Here is a 20,740-nt window from a genome sequence, read left to right on the forward strand (position 1 = left end):
TAGCTTTAAATTTTTTCTCCCATGCTGATCTGGGTTTCTTTCATCTCTCTTATCGTTGTATTCCTCGCCCTTGATCTCGGCTTATTCAATAAAAGGGATCATGTTATTAAAAGTAAGGAAGCCAGTCTCTGGACAGCGCTCTGGGTAACTGTTGCCTTTAGTTTTAGTGCAGTCATCTACTGGCTTTTTTCCAAGGGTCTGGTAGAAAATCCTACCGGGATGACTCCCGATACGGCCGTATTAAATTATATTACTGGTTATCTTATAGAACTTTCCCTCAGTATTGATAACGTATTTGTTATCGCAGTAATCTTCTCGGCCTTTGCCATACCTCCAAAATATCAGCACAGGGTTTTGTTCTGGGGGATTCTTGGCGCTATTGTTTTCCGCGCTCTTATGATTATTTTCGGTGTAGCCCTGATCACCAGGTTCGAATGGGCGATCTATGTTTTTGGGGTATTTCTTCTTTATACGGCATTTAAAATGCTGAAATCAGATTCTATTAAGTTCGATCCTAAACGCTCTCTGGTGTTTAAATACCTCAGAAAGATCTATCCGCTTACAAAACATATGAACGGGAGGCATTTTTTTCTCAGGAGAATGGGAATAAAAGCAGCGACTCCACTTTTTGTTGCCTTAATTGTAATCGAATTAACGGACATCCTTTTTGCCCTGGACAGCATCCCGGCCATTCTGGCCATCACCGCAGATCCATTTATAGTATTCAGTTCTAATATCATGGCAATATTAGGCCTGAGATCTATGTATTTTCTTATTTCGAGGATGCTTGCTAAATTCAGGTTTATCAATTACAGCCTAGTGGTGATACTTGGGTTTGTGGGATTGAAAATGCTTACCGCAGAATTTATCCATGTTCCTGAATGGGTTTCCCTGACACTAATCACAGTATCTCTGGCCTCAGGGATCATTACTTCCCTGTTAATACCTGAAAAAGAAGAAGCGGAAACGCCTTTACCGGATTAACCCTGAATTTTTGCTTTTCCAATATAAGCAAGGATATCCCGCTCTAGCTGCATCATTTTTGCGAATTGTGCTTCACATTCATCAAAGTAGTGTAATTCACTCTTCCCTGATTTTCTTATAGCTAAGATCAGGTCTTCATTTTCATTCATGAGCTTCTTCAAACTCCTTTTTAACTGGTCCATTTGTTCGTGAAGTTGAACCGTCTTGGGTACACAATGGTAGGAGTTTAATTGCCTGGAAAGATTCACAAGGTATGTCTGCTGCCGCTCCGGGAAATGGATGGGCTTGGCAGCGGTTTGCTTGCTTCTCGCTTTGTTTTGAGGATCCAGGGTATTCATGGTGAAAAATTTATCCTAATGGAGGAGTCAATTCCACCCTTAATTTACAAAATTTTGTCTATACCACTTATTAAGCCTGTGTGATTTTTCTGTTAAATAAGATCGAATGGATCTGTAATTTTTTATTGAACTTATAAACCCTGTTTCAGTTTACCTTTGAGTCGATAATATTCAGGGCATCCCCCACTGTCTGCATATCATCCATTTCTTCATTCTCCAGAGTAATGTCGAAAGCATCTTCCACATCGAGGACGATATCTACCAGATTAGCCGAATTAATATTCAACTCATTGATAAGATGACTATCCCTGTTGATGGAATCCGCTGAAATATCATCTGGTAAATACGGTTTGATGATACCTATTAGCGTTTGATATCGATCTTCTTTTGACATGGATCAGGAATTATATTGTTTAAAAATAACACATGCATTTACATCCCCAAAACCAAAACTCGCTTTAGCGACAATTTTCGGAGCTTTTCGCACACTGACTTGTGGAATTCTGGAAGGGTGTATCCATTTGAGGATCTCAGGATGTGGATCTTCACAATTTACATTCCCGTATACAAGGCCGTTGCTGAGCTGTAGAACCGCCCCAACCGATTCAATAGAACCTGCTGCAGCAAGACAATGGCCCACCATGCTCTTAAAGGAATTGATCAGGGGAAAATCTTCCCTTTCCCTGCCCAGGGCTTTACACCAGTTTTCAATCTCAACAGTATCCTTTGCTGTGGCAGTGAGATGGCCATTGATACTATCAATCTCATCAGCACCTATTTCACTATCCAGGAGTGCCTCCCTGATACACTTCTGTACGGCTGTTTTATTTGGTGCCGTCATGCTCCCACCGCTGCGCTGTCCTCCACAATTGACTGCGCCTCCCAGAACTTCTGCGTATATTTTTGCATTTCTTTCAATCGCACTCTCCAGGGATTCAAGGACCAATGCCCCTGCCCCACTTCCCGGCACAAATCCGGATGCGGAAGCACTCATGGGTCGACTAGCCTGTTCGGGTTTGTCATTGAAATTCCTTGGGAGGATACGCATAGCATCAAATCCTCCCCATACGTATGGGCCACTATCGCTACAACTTCCTGCCAGCATTCGTGTTGCCTTTCCCGAAGAAATGCGTTCATAGGCCATGATTAATCCTTCTGTTCCGGTCGTACAGGCTGATGAATTTGTAGTCACCTGGTTTCCCGCTCCGATAATTCCCCCTAAGTAGGCACTTATTCCGCTGGCCATGGTTTGGGTTACCGAAGTACTCCCCAGCCTTTTGACTTTACGCTCATCAATCAGGTGTATCGCCTCACGCAACTTGTCTATCCCAAGAATTCCGGTGCCAAAAACAACCCCACTTTCCCAGTCGGTTGTCTCATCCTCTGTAGGCGTCAGTCCGGCATCCCTCCAGGCATCTACCCCGGCTATCACTCCGTAAATCAAGCCGCTTGCCATTAATCCGCGTTGTTCAAGGGAGGTAAAGTATTTGTTTATATAATTCTTGTTAATATTTGGTTTTCCAGCAACCTGACATCTAAAATTTAATTTTTCCAGTTCCGGATAAAACTGAATTCCACTTCTTCCTGTCTCTAAGGCACCGGCGAAGGCTTGGAGGTCGATTCCATTGGGCGCACAAACCCCCATTCCTGTAATGACTACCCGCTTACGCATGATGCCCTGGTTTTATCATACCGGCAATGGTTCCTTTACATACCATTTCGTTATGGGAATTATACATTTTTACTTTGCACTTTAATTTGGAGAACCTGAAATACTCTTTTTCAGATACTACCCTTACTTCTTCATTGGGATAGATCGCTTTTAGAAATTCCATTTCTGCACTACTCATCGCTATCTGTAATTTGCCGGAAAATGTCTGTTCTTCACTAAAAAGAAGGTAGACTCCCAGGCAAACAAGGCCTATCTGCGCACAGCACTCGGTGAGAATAACTCCAGGAGTAACAGCTTCCTCTTTAAAATGTCCCCTGTAAAAAGGAAGGTTTTCCCGAAAACGGTAAACGCCTTCACACCCCTGCTCATTGACTTCCTTTATCTCATCCACAAATAGAAATGGATCAGAATAAGGGAGCAGGTCGAGGATTTCTTTAGTTGTAATCATCTTAAACTTTCACCTCCATCAGCTTTAATTATACTACCAGTGATCCATTTTGCCTCATCCAGCGACAGCATAAAAACTGTATTTGCCACATCTTCCGGACTGGTGATTCGGCCTGAAGGATTGCGTTTTATAGCATTCTCCCTGATCTTATCACTGTTAGGTATCATTGCAAAAGAACTGGTTTGGGTTACACCGGCCTGAATACAATTGGCCTTAATTCCTAAAGGAGCAAATTCTACGGCCATACTTCTCGTAATTGCCTCCAGGGCTACCTTGGCGACAGATACTGCGGCGTAACCCGGCATGGCCCTGGTATTCCCTTCACTGGTAAAGGAGATAACACGCATGTCGGGATCGGTGAACTCTGCCGAAATCAGGCTTTGAACCCAATCGTATAAACTCAGGGCCATCGCCCGGAAGGTAATTTCAAAATCCTCTGTGCTGAGCGACTCGCCCCTGGCTGCCCCCATAGGTTTTAAACTCCCTTTGGCGATGCTGTGAATTAATAATTTGACGGTATCATTTTCCCTGAAGGAATTTCGCAGTTGGGAGACAATCTCAGCCCGTTTTTCCTGGTTGACAGCATCCGCATTAAAAGAGAAAAAGTCTACCGCATCTTTTTTAATTTCCGAAAACTGTTCTTCAATGGCTTCCATTTCGCTTCTCCGGTCACGGTGTATTACACAAATAGCATAGCCGTGCTTTGCCAGTTTTTTTGCCGTGGCAAGTCCGAGCCCCCTGCTTCCACCGAGGATAATGGCCCATTTTTTTCCGGAAGAATCACTCATAGTATGCGATTTAAAAGGGATTTAGATTAAAAGTACATCAAATTGTTCTGATCCCATGACGCTACCATTCCAGTAAAACTCTCTGAGCAGAAAAACCAGGGCCAAAACTCAATATTAATCCCTGCTCCCCTTCGGTAATATCTTTTTCCATAAATCGTTCCAGGACATAGAGGACTGTTGCACTACTCATATTCCCGTACAGTTTAAGCGTCTCACGGGTATCATCTATATTTTTTCCAAGCTTTCCAAAAAGAGATTCAACCGTTTCTACAATTTTGCGGCCTCCGGGGTGAAAAATAAGATGGTCGACCTTTTCAATGTTACTATTGTGCTTCTTCAGGAAGGGGTGTATGATCTCAGGAAAGTGTTCAGAGATAGTCGATGGTACATCGGGATCCAGAATCATTTTCAATCCCGTATTCACTACATCAAATCCCATAAGATGGGTTGCATCTTTAAAATGGTACATCTCCTCACCTACAACTTGTGGACCAGAGGCTTCCTCCTCGGAAGAAAGCAGGACGCAGGCAGCTCCATCCCCAAAAATGGCAGCACTCACCATATTAGCCATGCTAAAGTCATTGAGCTGGAAAGTGGCTGTCGGACTCTCAACTGCCACCACAGCGGCTCTTTTCCCCGGTGCAGCCTTAAGGAAATTGGAAGCGTAGATCATGCCCGAAACACCTGCAGCACATCCCATTTCCGTAACCGGCAGTCGCATAACATCAGTCTTAAGGCCAAGAGCATTAATGATATAGGCATCCAGGGAAGGAATCATGATTCCGGTGCAACTCACGGTAATGATATAATCCAGGCTTTCCGGATCCCAGCCACTTTTTTTCAGGGCCTTATCAAGGACAGCTACCCCCAGTTTTTTTGCTTCGCGACAGTAAATTTTATTTTTCTGTTCAAAAGAGGTGGCTGTAAATACTTCTTCAACATTCATGATTCCATAGCGGTAATCTACCCCGGCAGCCTCAAAAATCTTTAATACTTTCCTTCTGAACCGGTCTTCCTGGCCGGATAGCCAGAGTTCTACAAAAGGCAATATTTCTTTTGTGGCCCTGCGATACGGCGGTAATTCCTTGGTGACAGTTACTATCTTAACATCTTTCATTTTCTATATTTTGGGGATGCCAGAAAGACCATTCGTATCGGAAGGCCCACCGGCTGCTAATATGATGTTTCATATCGGGTAATAATTCAGAATAAGCTATCAGATCTTTTTTTAAAAACCCACTTCGAATAGAAGTGAGTCCGTCCTTTCTGGCAATTTCGGTTTTCATAAATACTGCCGCAAATATTTTGAACAATTGATATGCAATTTTGTTTCGTTCCAAATCATTGACAACAACTCCAATTCGAGCCAATTCAGCAAACTTGGTGATAAATATTTCTATTTCTTTCTCGTGGAAATGGTGAAGGGTAAGGGTACATAAAAGGATATCACAATGCAGGTCTTGCGCATTCAAGTCGAGTATATCACCTTGCAAATAAGAAATGTTACTATAGGATTTGCTTTTATGCCTTGCAATTTGAAGGGATTTCTCATTCAGGTCGATACCAGTCAATTCAACCTTAATTCCCAAACCGTCGCAGAACGCAGCCACTTCCCTTAGCATTGACCCGTCACCGCACCCCATATCCACAATCCGGTATAGTTTACGTGGAAATTTTTGCGTTAAGCGTTCGACGGCCATTAAGGTGATCCGGTTTCCTCCCAGCAGCTTGTTGGCCTTGTTGATATCAGCTAGCACAGGTTTTATTCGACTTTGATCCAGGGTGAGATCATCCATAAGCTCTACTTCGTCACTACGTTCTTTAAACCTAATCATAGTGCGATGGGTTTGCCATGGGTTAGCCTGACCATGCGTTTCACTAGAAGTGGAGAGCGGGAAACAAGGGAGAAGAGCAAATTTGTAACACCTTCAGACAACAACAATCGCTGCAGCAATCTCCCCATCCGAATTCTTTTTCCAAAGGTTTTCTTCCAGACATCGCTGTATTCTTTCTCGAGCTGTGTTCTTTCTGAAGAGCCCTTAATAAATGCCTTGTGAATTAGTTCTGAGGCGAGCTTGGCACTGTGGATGGCCATTGCCATTCCGTTCCCACACAAGGGGTGTATAAGTCCGGCCGTATCCCCGCACATCAGCAGATGATTATCCACTGAGGGCTTTGGTTCAAAAGAGATCTGGGCTATGCTCATCGGTTTGTCAAAAATGGGAGTTGATCTTTCAAAAAACTTTGCCAGGACAGGATTTTGAGCAACAACCTCTTTATTGAAAAGTTCAATGTCCTGATATTTCTGAAAACTTTTATAGCTCACCAGGTAGCAGAAATTGACAGCCCCTGTCTCTGTTTTTGAAAGTCCGGCATAACCGCCACTAAAACTGTGTAATCCCACCTGTTCAGCAGGGAAATCAGGCCAGTGATAATGAGCTTTTATGCCCAGCCATGGCGATTTTCTTTTGATAAACTCCCGATTCAGGTCTTTGTCTATAATGGATCTTTTCCCATAAGAACCAATGACATACGTTGCCTGAAAATCGCCGCCCGGGTTTGAGTAAACAGTAAATTGATCCTCTCTGAAAATTACAGAAGAAACCGTGCAGAAATGAAATTCTACGCCGAGCTTAACGGCGTGTTGATACAGGGTGAAGTCGAGAGCATACCGACTTATTCCTATAGCCCCCAGGGGAAGATCTGTTTGTAAGGACCGTCCTTTTCGGGTGCTGAATCTCAGGGTATCAATCTCGATGTCTGTTTGAAGTTGTACCCCGAGAAATGAAAGATAAGGCAGTACTTCTTTTGACAGGTATTCCCCGCAAACCTTATGATGAGGGTACTGTTCTTTTTCGAGTACCAATACATTATGCCCTTCCTTTTTTAAATGAATGGCAGCCGTGAGGCCGGCTAATCCTCCCCCGATACAGATAACATCGTACATAGCAACGAGGGAAAGATACAGAAACCGCCAATAAAAAACCCGACTATCGAGTCGGGTTTAACAAATAAGGTGTTTTGAGCTTATCCTTTGGTTTTTTCCATAGCCTCTTGTTTCAGCTCTTCACTGGCTACAATACCGAGTTCCACTCTTCTGTTTTTCGATTTACCCTCGGCTGTTGAGTTGTCTGCAACCGGTTGTAGTTCGCCATACCATTTTGTAGTGAATCTGTTTGTAGCAATGCCTTGTCCGATCAGGTAGTTAGTTACGGATTCAGCCCTTAACTTGGAAAGGCCCATATTGTATTCCTCAGATCCGGCACTATCGGTATGCCCTTCTACAAGAATCACAGTCTTGGGGTATTCCTTTAAGATCCCTGCCAGTTTATTTAGTGTTTCGACAGAAGTTCCTTTGATATTCGACTTGTTTGTATCGAAATAGACTCCGGCTCCTTCGTTAAAAGTTACATTGATCCCTTCTCCTACCCGTGTCACTTCAGCTCCGGGAATCTCCTCTTCAATACGCTCTGCCTGTCTGTCCATTCGGTTGCCGATATAACCTCCGGCAGCTCCACCAACAACACCACCGATGATCGCTCCCAGCACGGTGTTGCCTTTACCTACATTATTTCCAATTACCCCGCCAATAACAGCTCCACCTGAAGCCCCAATAACGGCGCCTTTTTGGGTGTTATTCGCATTCTTAACGGCATTGCAACCCAGCCCCAGGCTGAGAATCAATATTAGTGCACTTATCTTTTTTATCATCGTTCTCATATTTTATTGTTTTGAAAATTCATATACAACTGTAATCGGCTTGGCATCTACAGTAACATTGGATTTTAATGTCATTTCTGTATCGGTAAGTTCGGCGATTGTAAGTCGGTACCCAAGACCACCTGAAACATCCTTGCGTTTCTCATCGATAAATTTAAATTGTAATTGGGAGTTGTAATCGGCAGGATTTTTAATCACTGACCAGCGAATAAATCGATCTCCGCCCTGGCAAAGGCTCCCTTCTTTAATGGTATAACGCCCCGTGCTGTTATTGTCTCTGAAAAACCAATTACTCCCCTCAAAACATATTGCGTCTGCATCGTTAAAAACAACCGCTTTGAACATCCCTTCATTGTTTTCGTAACGAACGTCATCCAGATTCCAGGTTCCACTGAGGAGGTTCCTCTGATCGCGAATTTCCTTAGAAACACCACAGGAAATCAGGAAGATTGCTGTAGCAAATAGTATTAAACTCCTTTTAAACATATTTATAAGATTTAAATTTCGATAGTATATACGCGCAAATCGACGTCTTGGTTGTAAAGCAGGTTTCTTTTTATGAAGAATAGGTAATTCGATAAATTAAATACCTCAAAAAGATGACTAGTAATTGACTAGTTCATTCAGGACTTCGACTATTCGTCCTTTTGGGAGGTAGATATCTTCCAGGGTTCTGGCGAAAGGAACGGGTGTCTCCATGCTTCCAATTCGTTTTACCGGAGCATCCAGAAATTCGAAACATTTTTCCATCAGGGTAGCGGATATATCACTGGCTATACCTCCAAACAAAGTGTCTTCCTGGACAATCAGGCATTTCCCTGTTTTTCTGACGGAGGAGTATATCGTCTCCCAATCCAGGGGTTGAAGGGACCTTAAGTCTATAAGGTCAACCTTAAAATGAGTATTGTTATCAAGAATTTCAAGCATCCAATGCACTCCTGCGCCGTAAGTCACTACGGTGATATCACCTCCTTCTTTGAGAAGGCTGGCTTGTCCTAAAGGCAACGTATAATAGGAATCGGGGACATCCTGGTAAATACTTCGATAAAGGGCCTTGTGTTCAAAGAAAAGCACGGGGTTCGGATCATTGATAGCCGTGGCAAGCAATCCTTTTGCATCATAGGGAAAGGCCGGATAAACCACTTTGAGTCCGGGCGTTTTAGTAAACCAGGCTTCATTGGTCTGGGAATGAAAGGGGCCTGCCCCTACTCCGGCCCCACAGGGCATTCTGATGACTACATCCGCAGGTTCATTCCAGCGATAGTGAACCTTCGCCAGGTAATTTACTATGGGATTAAAACCACTACTGACAAAGTCGGCAAACTGCATCTCCATAACAGTCTTCATCCCATTAATAGACAAGCCCATAGCTGCTGATACAACAGCCGATTCGCAAATTGGTGTATTACGCACCCTATCTTTCCCAAAGGCTTCAGTAAATCCTTCTGTTACCTTAAAAACGCCCCCGTAATCAGCGATATCCTGCCCAAGAATTACCAGGTTATCGTGTTTTTCCATGGACTGCCTCAGGCCGGCTGAAATAGCATCTACTAATCGTATATTGGATTTCCCTTCTTTTTCTTTAATGTATTGATATACAAATTCTTTGTAAACATCATTTAATTCAATACTTTCATTAGATTGAATAGGCTCTTCGGCAAACGCAAGCTGCAGGTTTTCATCAATTTCGTGAATAAACTCCTTTTTAATCGCAACTTCTGCTTCTTCTGAAAGTACTTTTTCCTCCTTAAGATAAGCAACATAGTTTTCGATAGGATCCCTGGCAGCCCACTCATCGAGAAGGTGCTGTGGGACATATTTTGTTCCACTTGCCTCTTCATGCCCGCGCATTCTAAAAGTCTTAAACTCGAGGAGTAAAGGTCTGGGCCTCTGTCTTACACTTTTGGTCAATGCCTTTAAACGGGAGTAGACTTCAAGGATATTGTTTCCGTCGATGATGTAGGATTCCATCCCATAGCCCTTGCCTTTATCCGCAATATGTTTACAGCGAAATTGCTCACTGGTTGGTGTGGAAAGTCCGTAACCGTTATTCTCCACACAGAAAAGTACCGGCAAATCCCATACAGCAGCAATATTCAGGGCTTCGTGAAAATCTCCTTCACTTGTGGCGCCCTCTCCTGTAAAAACGGCGGTAACCCTTTTGTTTCCCCTGAGTCGATCGGCAAGTGCAATACCATCAGCCACACCTAATTGTGGCCCCAGATGTGAAATCATCCCAACAATCCGGTATTCCTGAGTACCAAAGTGAAAACTGCGGTCCCTCCCTTTTGTAAAACCACTTTTCTTCCCCTGCCACTGAGAAAACAATCGGTTTAAGGGCACATTTCTGTTGGTGAAAACGCCCAGGTTTCTATGCATGGGTAAAATATATTCTTCAGGGTGCAGGGCAAGGGTTACTCCAGCCGCAATAGCTTCCTGACCAATACCACTAAACCATTTGGAGATCTTTCCCTGCCGGAGCAGAATAAGCATTTTTTCCTCGATCATCCGGGGCTTGAGCATGGCCTTGTAGAGATCGAGTAGTTCTTCGTGTGAAAGGCCATGATGCTGGAACTGCATAGAATCTAAATATTACTAAAAGTAAATTAACTGGCGTAAATGTAACAAAATTGATCTGAAGATCTCCTGCTAATGAAGCTCATATTTCGAGTCAGAATTTAGTACCTTTGGGTAGTTGATAAACATGAGAAATATGAATACTATTCCAAGTGTAGACCTAAGAGATTACTTATCATCCGACCCGGTTAAAAAAGAACAATTTGTAAATGATCTGGGTGGAGCATTTGAAGAAATTGGTTTTGTGGCCTTAAGCGGGCATTTTCTCTCAGAGCCCCTTATAGAATCGCTTTACTCTGAAATTAAAAAGTTTTTTGCCTTACCCCAGGAGGTTAAAGACAAGTACGAAATAGAAGGGATTGGCGGACAGCGTGGTTATACCTCTTTTGGGAAAGAGCACGCCAAGGGCAGGAAAGAAGGAGACCTGAAGGAGTTCTGGCATTTCGGGCAATACGTTGAAGATGATCCAAAACTTTTAAAGGAATACCCTTCCAATGTAATAGTAACGGAACTACCCGAATTTAATACAGTAGGGAAAGAAACATATAAAATGCTTGAGAAGACTGCCCAGTATGTACTGCGGGCCCTCGCTTTACATTTAAAGCTGGAGGAAAACTATTTTGATGAATACATAAAAAATGGGAATTCTATCTTACGACCTATCCATTACCCTCCTATCACCGAAGAACCTAAAAATGCAATCAGGGCCGCTGCTCATGGAGACATCAATCTTATTACCTTGCTGATGGGGGCACACGGCAAAGGGCTGCAGGTAAAAAACCATCAGGGAGAATGGATTGATGCCATTGCGCGAACCGATCAATTAATGATCAACGTTGGGGATATGTTGTCTCGCCTTTCCAATAACAAATTAAAATCGACTATTCACCAAGTAGTAAATCCACCCAGGGAATTATGGGGAAGTTCAAGGTACTCCATCCCGTTTTTTATGCACCCCATTAGTGAAATGCCGCTGAACTGCCTGGAGAATTGTACAGACGAGGATCATCCGAAATTATATGAAGATATCACTGCAGGCGAATTCCTGCACGAAAGACTGGTCGACCTGGGGCTAATCAAAAAATAATCAGACTTTAATTAGAGAAGAATACCGATAGCAGATGGACCTTCAAGATCAATTGCGAAATTTATTTCCGGAGCATCAACCGGAAAAAGATGAAAACATCCCTGAAGAGAAACCCAAATTCTGGCTGCAGGACGAACCTATCCTTTGCAAATATGAAAAACGAAAAGGGAAACCCATAACCATACTTGAGGGATATCAGGGAGCTGATAGCGACCTGAAGGCCATGGCAAAGGAAATTAAGACTCTATTGGGTGTGGGAGGAACAACTAAAAACGACCTTATTATTATTCAGGGGGATTATCGGGATAAAATAATGGACTTTCTCAAAGAAAACGGATTTAAGACAAAACGAGTCGGAGGATAATTAAACTCCGAATTTTACAGTTATTAAGACCTTTTATTGAGATTTTGTTATTAAGTAATTTGTTAATTATTACCAACTTTATCGATTAAATGTTACTTTTAATAGTCGAAACCTAATCAACAACATCTTCAGTATGAGTACTCAACTACATATTACCAATGGAGATAGTTTTACTCAACGCCTGAAATCTCTCCCATTCAAAGGTGCCATTATTACCTGGAGGGAAATGTTATGTGAAGGCAAGACCGAGACCAATGTGGGTAGCGAGTCCTTTTGGAAAACACGGTTTGAATATCTTCATAAAAACTACAACGTAAGTAAATCCTGGTTTGTAGAAAAAACACTTAAAGAATACCGTTCACTTTGTAATCACAAGCAACAGGATGAAATTATTCTGTGGTTTGAATACGATTTGTTTTGTCAGATCAACATGATTGCCGTGCTAAGCTGGTTAAAGACCCACAGACGGGATGCCGATATTTCCCTGGTCTGTAGCGGAGATGAAGATGGGACCAAAAAAATGTACGGCTTGTGCGATGTGGATGATACTAAACTCCAGACATTGTACAACAAACGTATCCACCTTACGCAGGATGATATTGAATTTGCCGATTATATCTGGCAATTGTACTGTAGTGACAACCCGATCAGACTGGAAAATATGTCGGATTTTGAACACTATCATTTTGACTACCTTTCTGATGCCATCAAAGTTCACCTCAAACGTTTTCCTTCAGTAAAAAACGGCCTCAACGAATTGGAAAACCGCATCCTTGCTCTTGGCTTGGAACACAAACCCAGGACCAAAAAAGCCTTTATGAAAACGATATTGGACAATCAGGGTTTTTACGGTTACGGCGACACTCAGTTCGATAGGATCATCACCAACATAAAACCTTTGTTTACCTCCTTTAATCCGGTACGACTATCGAAAAAAGGCAAAGCGATCTACGAAGGAAAAACCAGTTTTTATTCCCAAATCCGTGACAGTGAATCCTATTTGGGAGGAGCTTTAAAGTACAACTTCCTCTTTAACGACGAATCAGGTCGTATTCTAAAATTATAATTACAATATGCAATTAGGCCCCTCAGAACTCATCCTCAACGAGGATGGAAGCATCTATCATTTAAACCTGTTAGCTGAGGACATTGCCGATACCGTCATTTTGGTGGGGGATCCTCAAAGGGTAGCCCGGGTCTCTTCTTATTTCGATTCTATCGAACTAAAAAAAGAAAAGAGAGAATTTATCACTCATACGGGGGTGTACAAAGGGAAACGAATCAGTGTACTATCAACGGGTATCGGTACTGATAATATTGATATTGTCCTTAACGAACTCGATGCCCTGGTAAACATCGATCTGAATAAACGGGAAATAAGAAAAGATAAAACTACCCTAAAGTTAATAAGGATAGGTACCTCCGGAGCCTTACAGCCAGAAATTCCTGTCGACTCCTTTCTGCTTAGCGAGTATGTCATTGGCTTCGATAATGTATTGCAATACTACCAGTCTGAAGCTGTGAGATCCCATGATATAGAAAAAGCCTTTCTGGCACAAAGTAATTGGGAATCCTATATGTCTGCTCCCTATGTTGTAAAATGTAATAAGGAGCTACTCGAGCACTTTTCCACACAGGAGATAATCTTTGGGTTTACTGGCAGTAATGTTGGTTTTTACGGACCTCAGGGTCGTCACCTGCGACTTCCGGCCAGGTATCCAGAGCTGCAAGAGAAGTTGAATTCATTTTCATTTGACGGACATAGGATAACCAATTTCGAAATGGAAACTTCAGCCCTTTATGGCTTGTCTGCATTAATGGGGCATCAGGCAATCTCTCTGAATGCTATCATTGCGAACCGGGCTAATCTGACATTTTCCGAAGATCCCCGTAGAACGATCGATCGCCTTATCAAATGGACACTGAATAAACTGATTGAATATTGAAACGAATAAAAATAGCCGGTGTTCCGGAACACTTTAATCTTCCATGGCATATGGCTATAGAGGAGGGCGCTTTCGCTAATCGCGGAATTGAAGTGGAATGGATCGATGTACCTGAAGGCAGCGGAAGAATGTGCAAAATGATGCAGGCAAGGGAAGTCGACCTGGCAGTTGTCCTTACTGATGGCCTTGTAAAAAGTATTTCTGATGGCAATCCCCTCAGGATAGTACAGGGATATGTAGATTCTCCGTTGCAGTGGGGAATTCACGTGGCCGCAGAAAGCAAATTTCAAAAACTATCCGATCTGGAGAACACCCGAGCCGCTATTAGTCGGTTTGGCAGCGGCAGCCACCTAATGGCATATGTCCTGGCTAAAAACGAAGGCTGGGATACCGAGAAGCTTTCATTTGAGGTGGTCAACACCCTGGAAGGCGCAGTAGAAGCTTTAAAGAATGGTAAAGCTGATTATTTTATGTGGGAACATTTTACAACCAAACCTCTGGTGACACAGGGGGTGTTTCGCCGACTTGCCGACTGCCCTACGCCCTGGCCTTGTTTTGCGATTACGGCACATCAGGAAATGATTGATAAGAACAGTGGCCTCATTCGGCATATTCTAGAGGTCATTAATATGTATACAGAGGAGTTTAAGAGAATTCCCAGTATTGATCGTACCCTTGCTAACAGGTATCAACTGGAACTGGGAGACGTACAAAAGTGGCTGGGTATGACAAGGTGGTCTCAGAAACAAATTAGTATTCAAGTAATTGAAAATGTGCAGAATACACTACTTTATTTAAATCTAATATATAAGAGTATAGAGCCCGGTCGAATCCTTACCACTTTATAGGCGAAACGCCCTGAGTTTGTAATATTTCATTCACTTTCCCAAAATGCCCGTTACCAAACCATAATCCGCGGTTGGCGCTAAGGGGTGACGGATGTCCTGAAGTAAGAATATTGTGCTTTTGACTGTCGATAAGCGGGATTTTCTTTTTAGCATAGCCACCCCATAACAAAAAGATCAGGCCCGATTTTTTTTCTGATAAGACTCGTATCACCGCATCGGTGAATTGTTCCCACCCCTTTTTCTGATGGCTGCCGGCCTCCCCTGCCCTTACGGTTAAAATCGCATTGAGTAGTAGTATGCCCTGATCGGCCCAACGTTCCAGATTTCCGCTCTTGGGATATGGAATACCTCTGTCTTTCTCTACTTCTTTTAAAATATTGATCAGGGATGGAGGATGCCGCACATCATCCTTAACCGAAAAACAGAGTCCGTTTGCCTGCCCTGCTCCATGGTAGGGGTCTTGTCCTATGATTACGACTTTGGTAGCGTCAAAAGTACTGTGGTCAAATGCGGCGAAAATTCTGTTTCCCGGAGGATAACAGGTGTATGTGCTATATTCTGTTTTGACAAAGCTAACCAGCTCTGAAAAATAGGGTTTATTTAATTCTGTTTCTAAATGTGGTTCCCAGCTGCTGTGGATTTTTACCTTCATTCGAACTGTAGTTACTTTCGAATAAAAATACGAACAGTTGTCTCTTCCTCAAGACAGTAAACAACAGAAAATTAATTTTTAAGGCTCAAAACAGCCAGGGCTTTGAGTTGTTGTTCTGCCAAATGCTTTTGTTTGGCACACTCTTTAAGTGTTTCCAAATAACCGATATGCGCTTTATTTTCTTCGTGATTTTGCGCTAAAACAGCCCATTCAATAGCCTTCTCCAGGTCATTTTTTATTTCGTAAAGCACAGCCATATTATGACATGCCATGGCCCTGACAGCCGGTTTTTGATGATTGAGTTCAAGTTGCCAGAGACGGGCAGCTTCTAACCAGTCTTCTTTTATAACCGCCTCTTTAGCATTTTCGATTCGATCAGATCCTTTTATATAGACCTGCCTTTCAATTGCCTTATTAACCGGCTTCAGCCTCATACCATAGGAACTTCCACTGCCCCGACTGATGGAAACTAGCGAGTCGGCCCTATTAGTCATAGATCTCAGTGCACTCACCGCGCTTTCTGCCTTTGCCTGCAGAACGATCTCTTCGTTGACTTCAATTTCATCCAGGACTTTTTTCTCAAACGGGTCATATATACGCCAACCATTCTCAATCAAGGTTTCCAGGGTGAGTTCCCGGGCCGGGACCACTACCGCCATCCGCATCAGGTCTAATTCTTCCATGGAGGTTTTCCTTTCTGTAATTCGAGTATCTGTTTGATAGGAAGCCAGAGAAAAAACGGCATCAAGCTCGTTTTCAAGGCAAAGTTTTTCGAGTTCAGGCCATGGAATCGCCTGCTGTTCACTTCTTTTGGAATCCCAAATTGAATTGGAGCTTTTTAGGATCATAACGGTATCAAACCTTTTGTCAGCCTGAAGTTCAGCCAACAGGCCTTCAATGGCGGCCTCTGTCCCTTCATTAGCCAGTTTCTGATCTGTGGCCTTAACCAAAGCCTCCAGGGAAGAAACCTGATCTTTTGTATCCGATAAGCCAACCTCATTAATAATTCCGATGCGTTTGATGTCTTTTGCAAGTGTCACAGGAGCTGGTTCCAGGTTGTATACCGTCACCGCATGGGTTGTTTTACAGGCAGATAACAGTAAAAAGACCACCGCAATTGGAAGGATGCAACGCATATATTTATGGAATGATACTTTCATTTGAATAATTCTCCTTACAAGAACACCTTAATTCCCATATTTATTGCCTTCGACATCGCTTCTAGTGGTGAAAACACTATTTCATGATGTGAATTCAATTTCCGATGAAATCTGTGATATAAAGTGGTCATTTCAATTCTTTACTAAAATGCGGCTTATTGGCTACCTTTGTAGCTTGAGCTTGAATATGGACACCTATCTGAAAAAAAGTGTACAGGACCTGGAATTTGCCACGGTAAGAAAACAACTAAACGCCCGATGTCATACCGAGATCGGGAAGAAGCTTGCCTTGTCCCTAGAGCCTCTTACCGAGGAAAAGGAAATACTCAGATTACTTGGTGAGTCTTCCGAGTATTTATCATCCTATACCAATAACAACCGCATTCCCAATCATGGCTTTGACGCAATCGGCGCAGAGCTCGAATTGTTGGAAATTGAAAATACCACCCTGGAATTGTCGGGATTCAGAAGGATCAAACACCTGTGTGTTACCGTATCAGAACACAAGAAATTTTTTAAAAAGTTTGTCGAATACTATCCCCTGTTAAAAGAACTTTCCGATACCGTACCGCTAATCAGTGAAATACCTGACTTAATTGACGGTGTTATTGATAAGTTCGGCCACATAAAAGATTCTGCTTCTACAGACTTAAGGAGAATCAGACAGGAGATGACAGTGGTTAAGGGAAAGATCAATCAGAGTTTCGGCAGCGCATTAAACACCTATCAGGCCTCAGAGTTCTTAGATGAGATCAGAGAGTCGATTGTCGATAACAGAAGAGTCCTGGCCGTAAAGTCGATGTATCGCAAGAAAGTAAAGGGAACGGTGATGGGAACCTCCAAAACTGGCAGCATTGTTTACATTGAGCCGGATGCTGTTTCGAGATATAGCAGGGAATTCACCAACCTGGAATTCGATGAAAAAGAAGAAATTCAGAAGATTCTCAATACGCTTACCAGGGAAATACGCCCTTTCAGGCCTGAATTAAGACAATTCCAGGACTTTCTGGCACATATGGATGTCACTGCAGCCAAAGCGAAATACGCATCAGAGATCAATGCCATTAAACCGGAAATCAATCAGGAGAAGAAATTATTTTTACGCGATGCCTATCATCCGTTGCTCTATCTCTCCAATAAAAGAGATAAACTTCCCACTTTTCCACAGACTATTGAACTTCATCCGGAAAACCGGATTATAGTTATTTCAGGTCCAAATGCCGGAGGAAAGAGTATTACCCTGAAAACAATAGGACTGCTGCAGCTAATGTTACAAAGCGGGATGCTCATCCCTGTTCACGAGGGCAGCTCAGTGTGTTTGTTTAAAACCATTCTTACCGATATTGGCGACAACCAGTCTATTGAGAATCACCTTAGCACCTATAGTTATCGTCTGAAGAATATGAAGAAATTCCTGAAAAAGTGTGACAAGGACACCCTTTTTCTAATTGACGAATTCGGGACTGGAAGCGATCCGGAATTAGGAGGAGCTTTGGCCGAAGCTTTCCTGGAGGTCTTTTACGAGAGGGGCTCTTTTGGAGTGATCACCACCCACTACGCCAACCTGAAGGCGCTGGCTAATGAGCTGCCCTTTGCCACAAATGCAAATATGCTTTTTGACGGTACCACCCTTCAACCTACCTTCCAGTTAGAATTGGGGCAACCCGGAAGTTCCTTTACGTTTGAAGTGGCCCAGAAGAATGGGATCCCATTTAACCTGATCAACAAGGCAAAAAAGAAAGTAGAACGGGGTAAAATTCGGTTTGATGCCACCATCGCCAAATTGCAGAAAGAGCGACACAAGATGGCTAAAACCGGGAATAAACTGCAGGAAGAGGAAATCAAAGCCCGTGAAGAAGCCGAAAAACTTGAAAAACTCAATGCCAAAGTAAAGACCAAACTAGAGAACTATCAGGAGTTATACGATTTTAATCAAAAGATGATTTATCTCGGAGAAAAAGTAAACAAGGTAGCCGAAAAGTATTTCCAGGATAAAAAGAAACGCCCTTTAATCTCCGAGCTGCTTCGCCTCGTAGAGACCGAGAACAGTAAACGCAAAAAGAAATCGGCCAGGGAGATACAGCAACAGGAAGTTAAAAAGAAGGCCGTGAAGCAGGAAGTGCAGCAGGAAGTTAAAACCATCAGAAACAAGAAAAAGCAAAAGGAAAAGAAAGAGAAAGACATTCAAAAATCCAAACCCAGACCCGTGTTTAGAATTGGTGACAGGGTGCGGTTGTTTGATGGAAAAGCCGTTGGAAGCATTGATAGCCTGGAAAAGGACAAAGCTGTGGTCAATTATGGGATGTTTACTACCAACGTAAGTGTGGAGCAGCTTGAACTGGTGGAAGCAAGGAAATAAATCGATATGGAAAAGGAGAAAAAGATTATTCTTTTTGACGGGGTTTGCAACCTGTGTAACAACTCAGTTCAATTTATAATAAAACGAGATAAAAAAGACATTTTCCGCTTTGCCCCCCTGCAGAGTGAGGTAGGTAAAAAGCTGGTGGTGGAAAGAAGGATAGATACGGCCAGGATCGACTCCATTATACTTATAGAGCCACAGATTGCGTATTACACCAGATCAGAGGCCGCCCTACGGATATCTAAATCGCTTTCCGGATTATGGCCTGTGATGTCTGTTTTTCTGGGACTGCCTTCCGGGCTTCGCGACTGGATATATGATTGGGTGGCAAAGAACAGATACCGATGGTTTGGAAGGCGGGAAGAATGTATGATCCCAAGCCCGGAATTAAAGGATAAATTCCTTGCCTTTTCCGCAGATAGCAATACGTAAGCCTGTTCTGTTATTTTTTCTTTTTCGGAAGAACTTCATCCAAATGGTCATCCCATTCTTTAACCTTGGGCACTAATTTACGTCCCAGAGATTTGGACACCATCATAGAAACTGTGGCGTCGCCTGTGACATTAACTACCGTCCTGAGCATATCCAGGGGCCGGTCGACTGCGAAAATCAGAGCAAGGCCAATAGCCAGTTTATCGGCAGGAAATTCAATCGCCTCAAGGACAATCACAAGCATTACCATTCCAGCTCCTGGAACGGCAGCAGAGCCAATAGAAGCCAGTAGCGCCGTTAGTACGATCATTAACTGAGCTGTCAGGCTTAAGTCGAACCCAAGGGCCTGAGAGATAAAAACAGCTGCCACCCCCTGATATAAACTGGTACCATCCATGTTGATAGTGGCCCCTACGGGAAGTACAAAACTGGAAATATCTTTATTCACGCCAATGTGTTCCTCTACCCTCTCCATGGTAACCGGCAGAGTAGCAGCACTGGAACTGGTGGAGAATGCCAGGAGCTGAGCCGGACTTATCTTGCTCAGAAAAGTCAGTGGGTTGTATTTAGTAAAGATACTAACTATCAAACTGTAAAATACTATCATCAATACAAGTCCGAGAACCACTACCCCGGCGTATTTTAATAAGGCTATTAGCAGATCGGGGTCTCCGGAAGTAACCACAACGTTTGCCAGAAGAGCAAAAACGGCGACAGGGGCCGTAAGCATGATAAGGTCTACCATTTTCAGAACTACTTCATTCAGCGTATCGAAAAAGTCCTTCAGAGGTTTTGATTTTTCCTCGCCCACCAGCAACATACAGATACCTAAGAAGATGGTAAAGAAAATCACCTGCAACATCAGGCTGTTATCACTCAGAGCACCAAAGGCATTGTCGGGCACCATATCTTCAAGAAATTGAAGTGGTCCCCCTTCTTTCTGCCTGGTTGCTTCTTCTATTTTTGAAGTCACTTCCGTATTTGATGCATAGGTTTCCGTGAGTTTGGCAATAGTATCATCCGAAATACCGTCCCCTGGTTGTAATACGTTTACCAATGCCAAACCAATGGTTATAGCGACTACCGTAGTACACATGTAAATTATAATAGTCCTTACACCAATATTTTTAAACTGAGAAATGTCCTTGAGGTCTGATATCCCTTTGATTAAAGACGCCAGGATAAGAGGAATGGCAATCAGCTTTAACAACTTTACGAAAATGGTTCCGAAAGGGTTTATCCAGTCCTGAACAAATTTGCTACCCCAATCAGGATATGTCATCACAAATCCGAAGATAATCCCCAGGACCATCCCGATTAAGATCTGCCAGTGCAATTCCAGTTTTCTCATAGTCATTGTTT

The 20,740-nt window shown here is 42.9% G+C and carries 22 protein-coding genes; 8 read left to right on the top strand and 14 right to left on the bottom strand.

Going from position 1 to position 20,740, the window contains the following annotated elements:
- Positions 1 to 21: 21 nt before the first annotated feature.
- Positions 22 to 984, top strand: coding sequence for a TerC family protein (locus ACA086_RS05120; protein ID WP_371002271.1), 963 nt, complete (start codon positions 22 to 24; stop codon positions 982 to 984).
- Here the strand turns inward: ACA086_RS05120 and ACA086_RS05125 are convergent.
- From ACA086_RS05125 to ACA086_RS05175, 11 genes are all read right to left on the bottom strand, one after another.
- Positions 981 to 1,322: a hypothetical protein gene (locus tag ACA086_RS05125; RefSeq protein WP_371002272.1), complete on the bottom strand. Its 342-nt coding sequence runs from the start codon at positions 1,320 to 1,322 to the stop codon at positions 981 to 983. The genes ACA086_RS05120 and ACA086_RS05125 overlap by 4 nt on opposite strands.
- 145 nt (positions 1,323 to 1,467) lie before the next feature.
- The gene (locus ACA086_RS05130; protein ID WP_371002273.1) at positions 1,468 to 1,716 is read right to left on the bottom strand and encodes an acyl carrier protein; all 249 of its coding nucleotides are present in this window, start codon (positions 1,714 to 1,716) and stop codon (positions 1,468 to 1,470) included.
- A gap of 3 nt (positions 1,717 to 1,719) precedes the next feature.
- Complete coding sequence (locus ACA086_RS05135) at positions 1,720 to 2,994, bottom strand: beta-ketoacyl synthase (RefSeq protein ID WP_371002274.1); 1,275 nt, start codon at positions 2,992 to 2,994, stop codon at positions 1,720 to 1,722.
- Positions 2,987 to 3,442, bottom strand: coding sequence for a 3-hydroxyacyl-ACP dehydratase FabZ family protein (locus ACA086_RS05140; protein ID WP_371002275.1), 456 nt, complete (start codon positions 3,440 to 3,442; stop codon positions 2,987 to 2,989). Before ACA086_RS05140 ends, ACA086_RS05135 begins: the two co-directional genes overlap by 8 nt.
- Positions 3,439 to 4,230 (bottom strand): SDR family oxidoreductase, encoded by a 792-nt coding sequence (locus tag ACA086_RS05145; protein WP_371002276.1) that lies wholly within the window; start codon positions 4,228 to 4,230, stop codon positions 3,439 to 3,441. Before ACA086_RS05145 ends, ACA086_RS05140 begins: the two co-directional genes overlap by 4 nt.
- A 61-nt stretch (positions 4,231 to 4,291) precedes the next feature.
- On the bottom strand, positions 4,292 to 5,347 hold the full coding sequence (locus ACA086_RS05150; RefSeq protein WP_371002277.1) for a type III polyketide synthase: 1,056 nt from the start codon (positions 5,345 to 5,347) through the stop codon (positions 4,292 to 4,294).
- Positions 5,334 to 6,065: a methyltransferase domain-containing protein gene (locus tag ACA086_RS05155; protein ID WP_371002278.1), complete on the bottom strand. Its 732-nt coding sequence runs from the start codon at positions 6,063 to 6,065 to the stop codon at positions 5,334 to 5,336. The genes ACA086_RS05150 and ACA086_RS05155 overlap by 14 nt, the downstream gene beginning before the upstream one ends.
- Entirely contained in the window at positions 6,062 to 7,177 is a 1,116-nt protein-coding gene (locus ACA086_RS05160) for an NAD(P)/FAD-dependent oxidoreductase (protein WP_371002279.1), read from the bottom strand. The genes ACA086_RS05155 and ACA086_RS05160 overlap by 4 nt, the downstream gene beginning before the upstream one ends.
- Before the next feature lie 80 nt (positions 7,178 to 7,257).
- Entirely contained in the window at positions 7,258 to 7,950 is a 693-nt protein-coding gene (locus ACA086_RS05165; protein WP_371002280.1) for an OmpA family protein, read from the bottom strand.
- Positions 7,951 to 7,953: 3 nt separating this feature from the next.
- Positions 7,954 to 8,436: a lipocalin family protein gene (locus ACA086_RS05170; protein ID WP_371002281.1), complete on the bottom strand. Its 483-nt coding sequence runs from the start codon at positions 8,434 to 8,436 to the stop codon at positions 7,954 to 7,956.
- A gap of 117 nt (positions 8,437 to 8,553) precedes the next feature.
- The gene (locus ACA086_RS05175; protein WP_371002282.1) at positions 8,554 to 10,530 is read right to left on the bottom strand and encodes a thiamine pyrophosphate-dependent enzyme; all 1,977 of its coding nucleotides are present in this window, start codon (positions 10,528 to 10,530) and stop codon (positions 8,554 to 8,556) included.
- 133 nt (positions 10,531 to 10,663) lie between these two features.
- Between ACA086_RS05175 and ACA086_RS05180 the strand changes: the two genes are divergently transcribed.
- The 5 genes from ACA086_RS05180 to ACA086_RS05200 all read left to right on the top strand — a co-directional run bounded on the left by ACA086_RS05180 (position 10,664) and on the right by ACA086_RS05200 (position 14,772).
- Positions 10,664 to 11,614 (top strand): isopenicillin N synthase family dioxygenase, encoded by a 951-nt coding sequence (locus ACA086_RS05180; RefSeq protein WP_371002283.1) that lies wholly within the window; start codon positions 10,664 to 10,666, stop codon positions 11,612 to 11,614.
- Positions 11,615 to 11,648: 34 nt separating this feature from the next.
- A complete protein-coding gene (locus ACA086_RS05185) occupies positions 11,649 to 11,978 on the top strand; it encodes a translation initiation factor (RefSeq protein WP_371002284.1) in 330 nt (109 codons plus the stop codon).
- Between the two features lie 133 nt (positions 11,979 to 12,111).
- Positions 12,112 to 13,044, top strand: coding sequence for a DUF1835 domain-containing protein (locus ACA086_RS05190; RefSeq protein ID WP_371002285.1), 933 nt, complete (start codon positions 12,112 to 12,114; stop codon positions 13,042 to 13,044).
- 7 nt (positions 13,045 to 13,051) lie between these two features.
- Entirely contained in the window at positions 13,052 to 13,924 is an 873-nt protein-coding gene (locus ACA086_RS05195) for a nucleoside phosphorylase (protein ID WP_371002286.1), read from the top strand.
- Entirely contained in the window at positions 13,921 to 14,772 is an 852-nt protein-coding gene (locus tag ACA086_RS05200; protein ID WP_371002287.1) for a substrate-binding domain-containing protein, read from the top strand. The genes ACA086_RS05195 and ACA086_RS05200 overlap by 4 nt, the downstream gene beginning before the upstream one ends.
- Here the strand turns inward: ACA086_RS05200 and ACA086_RS05205 are convergent.
- On the bottom strand, positions 14,759 to 15,424 hold the full coding sequence (locus ACA086_RS05205) for a uracil-DNA glycosylase (RefSeq protein WP_371002288.1): 666 nt from the start codon (positions 15,422 to 15,424) through the stop codon (positions 14,759 to 14,761). The two genes, ACA086_RS05200 and ACA086_RS05205, sit on opposite strands and share 14 nt — an antisense overlap.
- Before the next feature lie 71 nt (positions 15,425 to 15,495).
- Entirely contained in the window at positions 15,496 to 16,584 is a 1,089-nt protein-coding gene (locus tag ACA086_RS05210) for a DUF6340 family protein (protein WP_371002289.1), read from the bottom strand.
- A gap of 187 nt (positions 16,585 to 16,771) precedes the next feature.
- Between ACA086_RS05210 and ACA086_RS05215 the strand changes: the two genes are divergently transcribed.
- The gene (locus ACA086_RS05215; protein ID WP_371002290.1) at positions 16,772 to 18,943 is read left to right on the top strand and encodes a DNA mismatch repair protein MutS; all 2,172 of its coding nucleotides are present in this window, start codon (positions 16,772 to 16,774) and stop codon (positions 18,941 to 18,943) included.
- A gap of 6 nt (positions 18,944 to 18,949) precedes the next feature.
- The gene (locus ACA086_RS05220; protein ID WP_371002291.1) at positions 18,950 to 19,378 is read left to right on the top strand and encodes a thiol-disulfide oxidoreductase DCC family protein; all 429 of its coding nucleotides are present in this window, start codon (positions 18,950 to 18,952) and stop codon (positions 19,376 to 19,378) included.
- 10 nt (positions 19,379 to 19,388) lie between these two features.
- Here the strand turns inward: ACA086_RS05220 and ACA086_RS05225 are convergent, their stop codons facing one another.
- Complete coding sequence (locus ACA086_RS05225) at positions 19,389 to 20,729, bottom strand: dicarboxylate/amino acid:cation symporter (RefSeq protein ID WP_371002292.1); 1,341 nt, start codon at positions 20,727 to 20,729, stop codon at positions 19,389 to 19,391.
- Positions 20,730 to 20,740 lie beyond the last annotated feature (11 nt).

The organism is Muriicola sp. E247 (assembly GCF_041358175.1).
GTDB lineage: Bacteria > Bacteroidota > Bacteroidia > Flavobacteriales > Flavobacteriaceae > Muriicola.

Bases quoted from the DNA above. Each gene is read 5' to 3' on its own strand.
- ACA086_RS05120 (WP_371002271.1), top strand. From the start codon at position 22: ATGCTGATCTGGGTTTCTTTCATCTCTCTTATCGTTGTATTCCTCGCC.
- ACA086_RS05125 (WP_371002272.1), bottom strand. From the start codon at position 1,322: ATGAATACCCTGGATCCTCAAAACAAAGCGAGAAGCAAGCAAACCGCT.
- ACA086_RS05130 (WP_371002273.1), bottom strand. From the start codon at position 1,716: ATGTCAAAAGAAGATCGATATCAAACGCTAATAGGTATCATCAAACCG.
- ACA086_RS05135 (WP_371002274.1), bottom strand. From the start codon at position 2,994: ATGCGTAAGCGGGTAGTCATTACAGGAATGGGGGTTTGTGCGCCCAAT.
- ACA086_RS05140 (WP_371002275.1), bottom strand. From the start codon at position 3,442: ATGATTACAACTAAAGAAATCCTCGACCTGCTCCCTTATTCTGATCCA.
- ACA086_RS05145 (WP_371002276.1), bottom strand. From the start codon at position 4,230: ATGAGTGATTCTTCCGGAAAAAAATGGGCCATTATCCTCGGTGGAAGC.
- ACA086_RS05150 (WP_371002277.1), bottom strand. From the start codon at position 5,347: ATGAAAGATGTTAAGATAGTAACTGTCACCAAGGAATTACCGCCGTAT.
- ACA086_RS05155 (WP_371002278.1), bottom strand. From the start codon at position 6,065: ATGATTAGGTTTAAAGAACGTAGTGACGAAGTAGAGCTTATGGATGAT.
- ACA086_RS05160 (WP_371002279.1), bottom strand. From the start codon at position 7,177: ATGTACGATGTTATCTGTATCGGGGGAGGATTAGCCGGCCTCACGGCT.
- ACA086_RS05165 (WP_371002280.1), bottom strand. From the start codon at position 7,950: ATGAGAACGATGATAAAAAAGATAAGTGCACTAATATTGATTCTCAGC.
- ACA086_RS05170 (WP_371002281.1), bottom strand. From the start codon at position 8,436: ATGTTTAAAAGGAGTTTAATACTATTTGCTACAGCAATCTTCCTGATT.
- ACA086_RS05175 (WP_371002282.1), bottom strand. From the start codon at position 10,530: ATGCAGTTCCAGCATCATGGCCTTTCACACGAAGAACTACTCGATCTC.
- ACA086_RS05180 (WP_371002283.1), top strand. From the start codon at position 10,664: ATGAATACTATTCCAAGTGTAGACCTAAGAGATTACTTATCATCCGAC.
- ACA086_RS05185 (WP_371002284.1), top strand. From the start codon at position 11,649: ATGGACCTTCAAGATCAATTGCGAAATTTATTTCCGGAGCATCAACCG.
- ACA086_RS05190 (WP_371002285.1), top strand. From the start codon at position 12,112: ATGAGTACTCAACTACATATTACCAATGGAGATAGTTTTACTCAACGC.
- ACA086_RS05195 (WP_371002286.1), top strand. From the start codon at position 13,052: ATGCAATTAGGCCCCTCAGAACTCATCCTCAACGAGGATGGAAGCATC.
- ACA086_RS05205 (WP_371002288.1), bottom strand. From the start codon at position 15,424: ATGAAGGTAAAAATCCACAGCAGCTGGGAACCACATTTAGAAACAGAA.
- ACA086_RS05210 (WP_371002289.1), bottom strand. From the start codon at position 16,584: ATGAAAGTATCATTCCATAAATATATGCGTTGCATCCTTCCAATTGCG.
- ACA086_RS05215 (WP_371002290.1), top strand. From the start codon at position 16,772: ATGGACACCTATCTGAAAAAAAGTGTACAGGACCTGGAATTTGCCACG.
- ACA086_RS05220 (WP_371002291.1), top strand. From the start codon at position 18,950: ATGGAAAAGGAGAAAAAGATTATTCTTTTTGACGGGGTTTGCAACCTG.
- ACA086_RS05225 (WP_371002292.1), bottom strand. From the start codon at position 20,729: ATGAGAAAACTGGAATTGCACTGGCAGATCTTAATCGGGATGGTCCTG.